The 13,147-nt window shown below is 69.1% G+C and carries 8 protein-coding genes; 6 read left to right on the top strand and 2 right to left on the bottom strand.

The annotated features are described in order from the left end of the window. The 3 genes from HNR09_RS15900 to HNR09_RS15890 form a co-directional block, all read left to right on the top strand. Nucleotides 1-1,576 (top strand): (Fe-S)-binding protein (locus HNR09_RS15900; protein WP_179542912.1); only part of this gene is annotated, 1,576 nt, incomplete at its 5' end. Between the two features lie 52 nt (nt 1,577-1,628). Then, nucleotides 1,629-3,101: a mycothione reductase gene (locus HNR09_RS15895; RefSeq protein WP_179542911.1), complete on the top strand. Its 1,473-nt coding sequence runs from the start codon at nt 1,629-1,631 to the stop codon at nt 3,099-3,101. Between the two features lie 130 nt (nt 3,102-3,231). Beyond that, nucleotides 3,232-3,834 (top strand): mycothiol-dependent nitroreductase Rv2466c family protein, encoded by a 603-nt coding sequence (locus HNR09_RS15890; protein WP_179542910.1) that lies wholly within the window; start codon nt 3,232-3,234, stop codon nt 3,832-3,834. 129 nt (nt 3,835-3,963) lie between these two features. Here the strand turns inward: HNR09_RS15890 and HNR09_RS15885 are convergent, their stop codons facing one another. Next, nucleotides 3,964-4,731 (bottom strand): SDR family oxidoreductase, encoded by a 768-nt coding sequence (locus HNR09_RS15885; RefSeq protein ID WP_179542909.1) that lies wholly within the window; start codon nt 4,729-4,731, stop codon nt 3,964-3,966. Between the two features lie 105 nt (nt 4,732-4,836). On the opposite strand from HNR09_RS15885, the gene valS reads away from it, so the two are divergent. Both valS and HNR09_RS15875 read left to right on the top strand, forming a co-directional pair. Continuing rightward, nucleotides 4,837-7,539, top strand: coding sequence for a valine--tRNA ligase (gene valS, locus HNR09_RS15880; protein WP_179542908.1), 2,703 nt, complete (start codon nt 4,837-4,839; stop codon nt 7,537-7,539). A gap of 153 nt (nt 7,540-7,692) precedes the next feature. Further along, the gene (locus HNR09_RS15875; RefSeq protein WP_179542907.1) at nt 7,693-8,592 is read left to right on the top strand and encodes an AraC family transcriptional regulator; all 900 of its coding nucleotides are present in this window, start codon (nt 7,693-7,695) and stop codon (nt 8,590-8,592) included. 34 nt (nt 8,593-8,626) lie between these two features. Here HNR09_RS15875 and HNR09_RS15870 read toward each other — a convergent pair whose 3' ends face one another. Next, on the bottom strand, nt 8,627-9,334 hold the full coding sequence (locus HNR09_RS15870; RefSeq protein WP_179542906.1) for an MgtC/SapB family protein: 708 nt from the start codon (nt 9,332-9,334) through the stop codon (nt 8,627-8,629). 412 nt (nt 9,335-9,746) lie between these two features. Here HNR09_RS15870 and ileS point away from each other — a divergent pair, with 412 nt between their 5' ends. Continuing rightward, on the top strand, nt 9,747-13,136 hold the full coding sequence (ileS, locus tag HNR09_RS15865) for an isoleucine--tRNA ligase (RefSeq protein WP_179542905.1): 3,390 nt from the start codon (nt 9,747-9,749) through the stop codon (nt 13,134-13,136). Nucleotides 13,137-13,147 lie beyond the last annotated feature (11 nt).

The raw sequence follows: 13,147 nt of genomic DNA, 5'->3' as shown, positions 1-13,147 counted from the left end.
GGCGCACGGCTACCAGGACGCCGTGATCTTCGGACATGCCAAGGACGGCAACATCCACTTCATGATCACCGATCGCTTCGACGACGACGGCGGCACCCTGCCCCGCTACGAGGCGTTCACCGAAGACATGGTCGACCTGGTCCTGCGCCATGGCGGCACGCTGAAGGCGGAGCACGGCACCGGACGCATCATGGCGCCCTTCGTGCGCCGTCAGGTCGGCGACGAGCTCTACGCCGTCATGCAGGAGGTCAGAGCTCTCATCGACCCCGATGCCCTGCTCAACCCCGGAGTGCTGCTCAGCGAGGACCCGCAGGCCCACCTGCGTGACCTCAAGACGAGCCCCACGGTGGAGGAGGAGGTCGACCGCTGTGTGGAGTGCGGCTACTGCGAGCCGGTCTGCCCCAGCCGCGACCTCACCACCACCCCGCGGGAGCGCATCGTGCTTCGCCGGGAGATCGCCCGGGCCGAGCGACGCGGCGACGAGGAGCTCGCCGAGCGCCTGCGCGTGGAGCACCGCCACGACGTCGTGGACACCTGTGCGGCCGACGGCATGTGTCAGACGGCCTGCCCGGTGCTCATCAACATCGGCGACCTGGTCCGCCGGCTGCGCGCCGAGGCCGTCGGACCCGCTGAACAGGCGGTGGGACGCGCCGCCGTCACAGCCTGGGCCGGCGCCGCCCGCGGCGCGGGGCTGGCGCTGAGCGCCGCCCACCGACTGCCGGCGCCGCTGACAGCTGCCGCCACCGACCTCGGACGGGCGCTGCTGGGCAGGGACCGGGTCCCGCGCTGGACGCCTGATCTGCCCGCGGGAGGGACGCCCCGCCCGCGGCTCCGGGACCCCGCGGCTCAGGCCGTCTTCTTCGCCGCCTGCACGGGCACCATGTTCGGTCCTGCGCAGGGTTGCCGCCCTAGTGGAGGCGACGGACAGGACGGCGTGGCGGCCGCGCTGATCCGGCTCTCGACGGCCGCCGGAGTGCGCCTGCGCACCCCGGCGGCGCTGCCACATCTGTGCTGCGGGACCCCGTGGAAGTCCAAAGGGCTCACCGACGGCTACGACGCCATGCACGACAGGGTCGTGCGCGCCCTGGAGAGCGCCACCGAGGGAGGCCGGCTGCCGGTGGTCTGCGACGCCTCCTCCTGCACCGAAGGACTGCAGCTGATCGCCGAACAGGCCGGATTCACCGTCCGAGACGCCGTCGAGCACGTCGCCTCGGAGGTGCTGCCTCGGCTGGAGATCCCGACGGACCGCCGGTACGGACGGATGGTGCTCCACCCCACCTGCTCCTCGGGCCGGCTGGGGCTGGACCCCGACCTGCACCTCCTCGCCGAGGCCGTCGCCGAGGAGGTGCACGTCCCGCAGGACTGGGGATGCTGCGCCTTCGCCGGGGACCGCGGCATGCTGCACCCCGAGCTCACCGCCTCGGCCACCCGGGCCCAGGCCGCGGAGGTCCTCGCCCTCGGTGGGGATGTCCATGCCTCGCTCAACCGCACCTGCGAGCTGGCGATGACCCGCGCCACCGGGCGGCCCTACCGGCACATCCTCGAGCTGCTCGACGAGGTGGTCACCCGGTCCTGACATCTGGAGACAGCTCTCAGCGTCCGCCGCAGAGCACCCCTAGGATGAGTCCATGACCGACTCCGCGCAGGGATCTCCGCTCACCCCCGACCTGGCCATCATCGGATCCGGCTCCGGAAACTCACTGATCACACCGCACTGGGATGGTCGGCCGGTGGTCCTGGCGGATCGCGGGGCCGGCAGCACCGCGGCCTTCGGCGGCACCTGCCTGAACGTCGGATGCATCCCCACCAAGATGTTCGTCCGGCCCGCCGCGCTGGCCCACAGCACCGAGGAGGCCCAGCGGCTCGGCGTCGACCTGGAGGCCCGGGGAGCCGACTGGCCGGCCATCCGGGACCGGGTCTTCGCCCGGGTGGACTCGATCTCCGAGGCCGGACGCCACTACCGCGACGTCCAGCTCGACCACGTCACCCTGCTCGAGGAACAGGTGACCCTGACCGGCCCCACCTCCTTCCTCTCGGCAGCAGGCACCGAGGTCTCCGCGGAACAGCTGGTCATCGCGGCCGGCTCCCGGCCGGTGCTCCCCGAGGTGCCGGGCATCGACCTGCCGCAGGTGCACACCTCGGACTCGGTGATGAGGCTTCAGGACCTGCCGCGGCGGGTGCTGATCGTCGGCGGCGGCTACATCGCCTGCGAGTTCGCCGGCATCTTCTCCGGACTCGGCAGCGAGGTCATCCAGGTCAATCGCAGCGTCGGTCTGATGTCCGCCATGGATCCGGATCTGGCCAGCGCCTTCTCCGCAGAGGCCGAGCGGAGCTGGACGGTGCTCTACGAACGCACCCTGGGCGCCGTCCTCGCCCGGGATCCGGAGGGGGACGGGGGCCGGGCCGGAGTGACGGCCCAGCTGGTCACGGTGGACGGTCGTCAGGAGGAGCACGACGTCGACGTCGTCCTGGTCGCCATCGGCCGTCGCCCGAACAGTGACCTTCTGGGCGCCGCCGAGGCGGGGCTGGATCTGCATGAGGACGGTCGGATCGTCGTCGACGAGCACCAGCGGGTCCTCTCCGGAGGGACACCCGTGGCGGGGCTGTACGCCCTCGGAGACGTCAGTTCGCCGGCACAGCTGAAGCATGTGGCCAACCATGAAGCCCGGGTCGTGGCGCACAATCTGGAGAACCCTCAGGACCTGCGCGCCTCACGGCAGCACGCCGTCCCTTCCGCGGTCTTCGCCCACCCGGAGCTCGCCCAGGTGGGGCTCACCGAGCCGCAGGCCGCCGAGCGGATCGGGGCGGAGAACCTCACCGTCACGGTGCAGAACTACGGCGACACCGCCTACGGCTGGGCCATGGAGGACCATTCCGGGATCTTCAAGGTCATCGCCGACCGTCGGGACGGCACCATCCTGGGCGCCCACGCCATGGGGTATCAGGCGTCGAACCTCATCCAGCCGATCATCCAAGCGATGAGCTTCGGCCAGGACGCCCACACGGTGGCCCGGGGCCAGTACTGGATCCACCCGGCGCTGATGGAGGTCACGGAGAACGCGCTGCTGGGTCTTGACGTCCCGGTCAGCGAGCATCTCTGAGCTCACCTGCAGCACGGAGCCTCGACTGCGGAAGGAATGCGTCGGCGTCGGGTTGGGTTGGAGATGGGTGGAAGTGCACCTCGGGCGGAGTCGCCGCACGGGGAGACATCCCGACTGAGAGGAGCCGAGCATGGCTGAGCGCGTTGATTTCTGGTTCGATCCACTGTGTCCCTTCGCCTGGGTGACGTCCCGCTGGATCCGTGAGGTCGCGCAGGTGCGTGACGTCGAGGTCACCTGGAATGTCATGAGCCTGGGTGTGCTGAATGAAGCTGACAGGCCCTCACCGGCCGAGGATGCGGAGCAGCTGGCTCGCTGGATCCCCTCTCGCGCGGCCACCGCGGTGCAGCTCGCATATGACCAGGAGGAGGTCGGTCGCTTCTACACGGCGGTGGGGACCGAGATCCATGACAACGGCAACAAGGACTTCGCCGATGCCACGGCCAAGGCGCTGCGTGAGCTCGGGCTTGCCGAGGCGATTCTCAAGGAGGCGCAGACCGACGTCAATGACGAGGCGATGCGCTCCTCCCACGAGCAGGGCATCTCTCTGGTGGGCCAGGACGTCGGCACCCCGATCGTCGCCTTCCAGGGCACGGCGTTCTTCGGACCTGTCATCACCCGTATCCCGCGCGGCGAGGAGGCCGGCCGGCTCTTCGACGCCTCGGTGGCACTGGCGAGCTACCCGTACTTCTTCGAGCTCAAGCGCAGCAGGACCGAGAGCCCCGTCTTCGACTGAGACGTCGGCTCACGGGTCTTCCGCCGGACGGCCGACGCCCGACCTCTGCTCCTCCGCTCGGAGGAGTCCTGCCGGGTCGTACGTCGTCCGTCCGTGCGGACCGGCGACGTGCCGGTGACGAGCGGGCTCTCAGCCAGTGCGGATGACCTTGTGCTGGGCGGCCTGCGCGACGGGGCGCATCACGATCTGATCCAGGTTCACGTGGTGGGGGAGATTCACCGCATGAGCGATGACCTCGGCAACGTCCTCGGCGGTGAGCGGCTTCTCCACGCCCTGATAGACGGCGTCGGCCGCTGCGGTGTCCCCTCGGAGCCGCTTGGCGGTGAACTCTTCGGTCTGCACCAGTCCGGGAAGCACCTCGATGACCCGGACATTGTGCTCGGCCTCCTCCAGCCGCAGCGTCGAGGTCAGGGCGTGCTGGCCGGATTTGGCGGCGCAGTATCCGGCTCCTCCCTCATAGGCGGTGATGCCGGCGGTGGAGGTCAGGTTCAGCACGGTGCCCTCGCCGTGTGCGCGCAGCATCGGCAGGAACGTCTGGGTCACATGCAGGGTGCCCAGCACATTGGTGCGGAACATCCATTCCCAGTCGTCGACCCGCCCTTGGGCCACTGGATCGACGCCGAGCGCACCGCCGGCGTTGTTGATCAGGGTGTCGATCCCGCCCTCCGCCGTGACCTGGGCCAGCGCCTCATCGACCTGCTCGCGGTCGGTGACGTCGCAGACGATCGGCACGATGCCTTCCTGCTCGGCCAGGTGCTCCAGCTTCTCCGCTCGGCGCGCGAGCGCGAAGACCTGCCAGCCGTCTGTGGTGAGCCGGTGCGCGGTGGCGGCACCGATGCCTGAGGAGGCTCCTGTGACAAGGGCGCTGCGGGGCTCTGCGGACTGCGTCTGAATCATGACACCACCCTAGTGAGAAGCATGCGCCGCCACCATGGTCCTCCCGCATGCTGAGATGCTGCTCGGCGCCCCGACGGAGCCCGCGCCCATGGAAGAATGGGCGGCATGGCTGAACAGAACTTGGGCACAGACTCGCCCGTCATCGAGACCGAACGCGCTGACATTCCCACGGAGGCCGTGACCGCGGTCCCGGAGACGGCGGCGACGCCGGTGAAGACCCCGCAGGTGCCTGATCGTCCGGCGCTGGAGGGGCTGGAGGACAAGCTCTCCGCTGCGTGGGAGCAGGAGAAGGTCTACCGCTTCGAGGAGGACACCGAGCGTTCGGCGGTCTACTCGATCGACACGCCGCCTCCGACCGCCTCCGGGTCGCTGCACGTGGGACACATGTTCTCCTACACCCAGACCGACGTGCTGGCCCGGTTCCAGCGTATGCGCGGCAAGAACGTCTTCTACCCGCTGGGCTGGGACGACAACGGCCTGCCCACCGAGCGTCGGGTGCAGAACTACTACGGCGTGCGCTGCGACCCGTCCAAGGCCTATATCCGGGGCTACACCCCTCCGGAGAAGCCCGCGAGGAACCAGCGCGACTGGGACGTCATCTCCCGGCCCAACTTCATCGAGCTGTGCGAGAAGCTCACCGTGGAGGACGAGAAGGTCTTCGAGGATCTCTTCTCACGACTGGGACTCTCGGTGGACTGGACTCAGACTTATCGCACCATCGACGACAGCACCCGTGCGATCTCTCAGCGAGCCTTCATGCGCGACGTGCAGAACGGTCACGCCTACACGGCCCTGGCCCCCACGATGTGGGACGTCACCTTCCGCACCGCCGTCGCGCAGGCGGAGCTGGAGGCCAAGGATCACCCCGGCGCGTACCACCGCTACCCGTTCTTCACGGCGGAGGGGCAGAAGGTCTTCATCGAGACCACCCGCCCTGAGCTGCTGCCCTCCTGCGTCGCGCTGGTGGCCCACCCGGAGGACGAGCGGTACCAGCATCTGTTCGGCACCACGGTGACCTCACCGCTGTTCGACGTCGCCGTCGAGGTCAGGGCGCACCGGCTGGCGGACCCGGAGAAGGGCTCCGGCGTCGCGATGATCTGTACCTTCGGCGACATGACCGATGTCACTTGGTGGAGGGAGCTGCAGCTGCCCACGCGGGCGCTGATCGGTCGTGATGGACGGCTGAGCCGTGAGACTCCGGAATGGATCACCTCCGCGCAGGGCCGGGCGAACTACGAGCAGCTCGCCGGCAAGACCGTCCACTCCGCCAAGGAGGCCGTGGTGGACCTGCTCCGCGGGGCATGCCTGCTGGAGGGTGAGCCGGAGAAGATCACCCACGCGGTGCACTTCTACGAGAAGGGCGACAAGCCCCTGGAGGTCGTGACCTCCCGGCAGTGGTACATCCGCAACGGCGGACGCGAGGCGGACCGGCGGGACGCCCTGCTGCGCCGGGGCACCGAGATCGACTGGCACCCGGGGTTCATGCGCTCCCGCTACGAGAACTGGGTGGAGGGCCTCAACGGCGACTGGCTGATCTCCCGCCAGCGGTTCTTCGGCGTGCCGATTCCGGTGTGGTACCCGCTGGATGCCGACGGCGAGCCGGACTACGACGCCCCGGTGCTGCCTGAGGAGTCGCAGCTGCCGGTGGATCCCACCACCGACACCGCTCCGGGCTACGAGGAGTCCCAGCGCGGCCAGGCCGGGGGGTTCCTCGGAGAGGCCGACGTGCTCGACACCTGGGCGACCTCCTCACTGACTCCGCACATCGCGGGCCGGTGGAGCCACGACGACGAGTTCTTCGCCAAGGTCTTCCCCTTCGACCTTCGCCCGCAGGGCCACGACATCATCCGCACCTGGCTCTTCGCCTCGGTGGTGCGTGCCCATTCGCTCAATGGCTCCGTGCCGTGGACCGACGCGGCGATCTCCGGCTGGATCCTTGACCCGGACCGGAAGAAGATGTCGAAGTCCAAGGGCAACGTGGTGGTCCCCGACGACGTGCTGGACCAGTTCGGGTCCGACGCTGTGCGCTACTGGGCGGCCTCAGCCAAGCTCGGCGCGGACACCGCCTACGAGGTCGCGCAGATGAAGATCGGCCGCCGTCTGGCCATCAAGCTGCTCAACGCCTCCAAGTTCGCGCTGAACCTCGGGGTGACCGAGGAGCACATCGTGGGTGGGACCGAGGACCTCGAGGTGCTCACCGAGCCGCTGGACCGCGCACTGATCGTCGAGCTCCGAGAGGTCATCGCCCAGGCCACCTCGGCCTTCGACGGCTACGACTATGCCCGGGCTCTGCAACGCGTGGAGTCCTTCTTCTGGCAGTTCACCGACGACTATGTCGAGCTGGTCAAGGACCGTGCCTACGGCGCCCGCGGCGAGGAGGCCCAGGCCTCGGTCCGGGCCGCGCTGGCCACCACCCTGGACGCTGTGCTGCGGCTCTTCGCTCCGGTGCTGCCCTTCGCCACCGATGAGGTGTGGCGGTGGTGGCGCCAGGGCTCCGTCCACAGCGCCGAGTGGCCTCAGGCCGAGGCGCTGGACGCTGTGCACGGCAACGCCGCGATGCTGCCTTCGGTGGCCGAGGTGCTCGCCGGGCTACGCCGGGCGAAGTCCGAGGCGAAGGTCAAGCAGCGCACTGAGGTGGTCTCCGCCCGGGTCACGGCTCCCAACGACGCGCTCAGCCACATCGAGGCGGCGCTCGGCGACATCCGTGCCGCCACCCGCTCCCGGGCGATCGAGCTTGTCGGGGAGGGCGAGGCCGTCCATGCGATCTCAGTCTCCGATGTGGAGCTCGCGGACCCCGAGCAGAGCTGAGCCCCGGCTACCTCCGGCAGCCTCGTCCCGCAGCCTCCTCCGACCCCGCGGACCCGACCGAAGCGGGCATGCTTCGTCGGGTCCGCGGCGTCGTCGTCTCCCTATGCTGATGAGGTCAGAGGAACCGCAGGACGCGGATCGACGGAGGGCAGGATGGACAGCTGGAATCGGGCGATCGCACTGATCGAAGAACAGATCGCCGACGGCGCGACGCACCGTTCCGGAGGCGAGATCGACGTCGCCCGGCTGGCACAGGCCACCCTGACCTCGGAGCATCACTTCCGCCGGATGTTCTCCGTGCTGGCCGGCATGCCGGTCTCGGAATACGTGCGGCGCCGCCGCATGACCCTGGCCGCGCCGACGGTGCTCGGCGGACGGGAGCCGCTGCAGGACATCGCCGTGCGCTTCGGGTACAGCTCCGCCGACGCCTTCAGCCGCGCCTTCCGCACGGTCCATGGGGTCGGCCCTGCCGAGGCTCGGGGCGCGGGTGCCGGAGCGGGACTGCGGTCCCAGGCCCCGCTGCGGTTCACCCTCACAGTGGAAGGAACCGAGCAGATGAACTATCGGATCGAGACCCTGGACGCCTTCACCTTGGTGGGGCGCAGCCGTCGGATGTCGATCGTCCAACAGGGACCGAACCCTGCCATGACGGAGTTCCTGGAGGAACTCGGACGCGACGTGCTGGAGGACATCTCGGCACGCTCCACCCGGCGCCCCGCAGGGGTGCTGGCGGTGTGCACCGACTTCGAGGAGGAGCGCGAGGACGGCAGCACCTTCGACTACTGGCTGGCCGCCGCCACCGACGGGCCCACCGGTGACCACCATTCCCTGCGTGTGGGTGCCCACCGTTGGCTGGTGCTCGGCTCCCGGAGCATGGAGATCGAGGACATCCAACAGCTGTGGCCGCAGGCCTACGGGGAGTGGTTCCCGTCCAACCCCTATGAGCCGGTGGAGGCCCCCGAGCTGCTGGCCACGGTCTTCGACGCCGACGGCGGTGAGAGCCACATGGAGCTGTGGCTTGCGGTCCGCGAGACGGAGCAGCTGGAGGGCTGAGCGAGGCCCGCGCGGCTGAGGGGCCCGGGGCCTCTCAGTCGTGCTCCTCCTGGATGGAGCGCACCTCGCGCACGCCGGAGATCTCCGTGAGGGACCGGAGCAGCTCGTCCGCGCTGACGCCCTGAAGGCTGGTGAAGCGCAGCGTGGCCTCCACGACGGGTCCGTCGTCGGCCTCCAGCTGACGGGTGCGGGACAGCCCCGAGGCGTAGCCGAGGTCCGAGGCTCGGCCCAGGACATCCCGCAGCACTCCGCGACCGTCGGCGTAACGGATCAGGAACACCCGGCTGCGACTGTGCCGGGGCAGCCGGCGGGCCACCATGGTGATCAGCGTGACCGCCAGCAGGTAGAAGGCGACGGTGAGCCCCGCGATCAGCGGCATGCCCGCCCCGCAGGCCATGCCGACGGCAGCGGTCACCCAGATCGACGCGGCGGTGGTCAGCCCGGAGACGATGTTCTGCCGCACGAAGATCACGCCGGCGCCCAGGAAGCCGATGCCGGTGACGATCTGGGCCGCGATGCGTGAGGGGTCCAGGATCACCTCTTCGCCCAGCAGGGGCGAGAACCCGTAGGCCGACACCAGGGTGAACAGCGCCGAGCCCAGCCCCACCAGGATGTGGGTGCGGGCCCCGGCGGACTTCAGCCGGACCTCGCGCTCGATCCCGATCACCGCGGAGAGCACAAATGCGCACAGCAGCAGCACCGCCTCTGTGACCGCTGTCTCCGAGACCCAGGTGATCTCCATCCCGCACCTCCGTCTCGACGTCCAGGCCCGTGTCCCGACGGCAGCGCCGCCGTGGGCAGACCACCACCGTAGCCGTGCGGGCAGCGGCCGGGAAGAGGCGCCCGCCGGGTCTGGCCCGCCGGTTCTGCCCTCCGGGAGATGATCCCGTAGAATATGCCCATCAGCGATGACCCGGCCATCACCGGTGAGCTTCCGGAGGAACCGGTCCGCACTCCAGCGGCGGGCCCCAGTAGAACCGGACGGGCATGCCCGTCACAGCTGTCATGGAGAGGTCCGTATCCTCCTCGCCCCGGCCCACGCGCCGAGGTGTGGATGCGGACAAGCGAGGTGGTACCGCGTCCGGCTCCGGCTGAGGCGTCCTTGCGGAAGAACGCGACGCCCACCAGATCGTGAACACCCAGGACGGATCTCCATGACCGAGCAGAACTCTTCGCCCGTGTATCCCCGCACGACCACGGCCCCCGGTGCCTCCGAGACGATCCCCGCCTCCCCACGGTTCCCGCAGATCGAAGAGCGAGTCCTGGCAGGTTGGGCCGAGGACGGCACCTTCCAGGCGTCGGTGGACAACCGCCCGGCCGAAGCCGGGGGAGGACGCGGCGGAGAGTTCGTCTTCTACGACGGCCCGCCCTTCGCCAACGGGCTGCCGCACTACGGGCATCTGCTCACCGGCTATGTGAAGGACCTGGTCGCCCGCTACCAGACCCAGCGTGGCATGCGCGTGGAGCGCCGCTTCGGCTGGGACACCCATGGTCTGCCCGCCGAGCTGGAGGCCATGAAGCAGCTGGGCATGACTGACAAGGCCGAGATCGAGGCCATGGGCATCGACACCTTCAACGATGCCTGCCGTTCCTCGGTGCTGAAGTACACCGCGGAATGGGAGGACTACGTCACCCGCCAGGCCCGCTGGGTGGACTTCGAGAACGACTACAAGACCCTCAATGTCGATTACATGGAATCGGTCATCTGGGCCTTCTCCCAGCTCCATGAGAAGGGCCTGACCTACCAGGGCTTCCGCGTGCTGCCGTACTGCTGGAAGGACGAGACACCGCTGTCCAACCATGAGCTCCGCATGGACGACGACGTCTACAAGGAACGCCAGGACCCCTCGGTGACCGTCAGCTTCCCGGTCACCGGCGGCGGCGAGCACGGAGACTCCCTGCGCGGGGTCAACCTGCTGGCCTGGACGACCACCCCCTGGACCCTGCCGACCAACTTCTCCGTCGCCGTCGGCCCCGGCGTCGAGTACGTCGTCGTCGAGGCACCGGCCGACGGGCCGCAGCCGGGTCGGCACCTGCTCGCCGGTGAGCTCCTCGGCGCCTACGCCAAGGACCTGGGATTCGCGGACACTGAGGACAGCACCGCCGCCGAGCACGCCTCCGCCGCCGTGGTCGCCCGCTACCAGGGCGCCGATCTGGCGGGCCTGGAGTATCAGCCCCTGTGGGGCTACTACACCGACGCCGAACAGTGGGGCACCCAGCATGCCTTCCGGGTGCTGGTGGAGGACTACGTCACCACCACGGACGGCACCGGCCTGGTCCACCAGGCCTCCGCCTACGGTGAGGAGGACCAGCGGTCCTCGGAGGAGGCAGGGATCCCCGTGATCCTCTCCATCGACGAGGGCGCACGCTTCCTGCCGATGTTCGCCGAGCCCACCGGAGACGGCGACGCCCCGCTGGCTGAGATCGCCGGTGTGCAGGTCTTCGAGGCCAACCGCACCATCATCAACGTGCTCAAGGCCGCGGGCCGCCTGGTCCGGGAACAGTCCTACGTGCACTCCTACCCGCACTGCTGGCGCTGCCGCACCCCGCTGATCTACAAGGCAGTGACGTCCTGGTACGTCGCCGTGACCCAGATCAAGAAGCGCATGCTCGAGCACAACGAGGCCATCAACTGGATCCCGGCCAACGTCAAGCACGGCCAGTTCGGCAGGTGGCTCGAGAACGCCCGGGACTGGTCGATCTCCCGCAACCGCTACTGGGGAAGCCCCATCCCGGTATGGATCTCCGACGACCCCGCCTACCCGCGCACCGAGGTCTACGGGTCCCTGGACGAGCTCAAGGAGGCCTTCGGGGACTACCCGCGCAATGCCCAGGGCGAGCCGGACCTGCACCGTCCCTGGATCGATCAGCTCACCCGGCCCAATCCGGATGACCCGACCGGGCGGTCGACGATGGTGCGTGTGCCCGACGTCCTCGACGTCTGGTTCGACTCCGGGTCCATGCAGTTCGCGCAGGTGCACTACCCCTTCGAGAACGCAGACTGGTTCGAAGACCACCATCCGGCAGACTTCATCGTGGAGTACATCGGACAGACCCGCGGCTGGTTCTACACCATGCACATCCTGGCCACCGCGCTGTTCGACCGGCCTGCGTTCACCAACGTCATCAGCCACGGCATCGTGCTGGGCTCCGACGGGCAGAAGATGTCCAAATCGCTGCGCAACTATCCGGACGTCAACGAGGTCTTCGACCGCGACGGCTCGGATGCGATGCGCTGGTTCCTGATGAGCTCACCCATCCTGCGCGGAGGCAACCTGGTCGTCACTGAGGAGGGCATCCGCGAGGGCGTGCGCCAGGTGCTGCTGCCGATGTGGAACGCCTGGCACTTCTTCACCCTCTACGCCAACACGGCGAACGGCGGAGCCGGATACCAGGCGAGGCGGGTCACCGCCCCCGAGGTGGACACCGAGGCGCTGAACCCCTTGGACCGCTACATCCTGGCCGCCACCGGCGACCTGGTCCGGGGGGCGACCACCGCCCTCGACGCCTACGACGTCTCCGCGGCCTGCGACGCGCTGCGCACCTTCTCCGAGACACTGACCAACTGGTACATCCGCCGGTCCCGTCAGCGCTTCTACGAGGAGGACACCGCAGCCTATGACGTCCTCTACACCGCACTGGAGACCTTCGCCCGGGTGGCGGCGCCCTTGCTGCCGCTGATCAGCGAGGACATCTGGCGCGGCCTGACAGGGGAGCGTTCCGTGCACCTGGCCGACTGGCCGGACCCGGAGGAGTACCTGCGCGACGAGCGGTCCGTGGGGCTGATGGACCTCACCCGTGGCATCACCTCCGCCGGCTCCTCCCTGCGCAAGTCCGCCAAGCTGCGGGTGCGTCAGCCCCTCGCCAAGCTGACCGTGGTGGTCCCCGGAGCCGCCGACCTGGCAGGGACCTATCAGCAGATCATCGCCGACGAGCTCAACATCAAGGAGGTCGAGCTCCGCGACGCCGCTGAGGTCTCAGCGGACGACTGGGGGATCGGCCAGCAGCTGGTGGTCAATGCCCGTGCTGCCGGACCCCGGCTGGGAAAGGACGTCCAGAAGGCCATCAAGGGGGCGAAGTCCGGCGACTGGTCGACCACCGCCGGGGGAGTGATCGCAGGCGGGCTGGCGCTCCACGAGGGCGAGTACACGCTGACCACCACGGTCTCTGACGCTCTGGCCGACCAGGCCGTGACCGTGCTGGAGGGCGTCGTCGACGGCGCCGGGGGAGGCTTCCTCGTCCTGGACACCGCCCTGACCGCCAGGCTCATCGCCGAGGGCACCGCCCGGGATCTGATCCGCACGATCCAGCAGGCCCGCAAGGATGCCGACCTCCAGGTCTCGGACCGCATCCGGACCACGGTGACCGCGGCCGCGTCGACGATCGACGCGATCGAGGACCACCGTGAGCTGGTGACCTCCGAGACGCTCACCTCTCAGCTGCACCTGGTGGCCGACGCGGCCGCCTCTGACCCATTGGTCTGCGTCGCCGTCGACGATGGCCGCGACTCTCGTCCGCGCCGCACGACGACCCCCGTCGATTGAGGAGACAACCC

Origin of the sequence: Nesterenkonia xinjiangensis (assembly GCF_013410745.1) — a bacterium.
GTDB classification, from domain to species: Bacteria; Actinomycetota; Actinomycetes; order Actinomycetales; family Micrococcaceae; genus Nesterenkonia; species Nesterenkonia xinjiangensis.
This window is presented reverse-complemented; position numbering and strand designations above follow the sequence as displayed.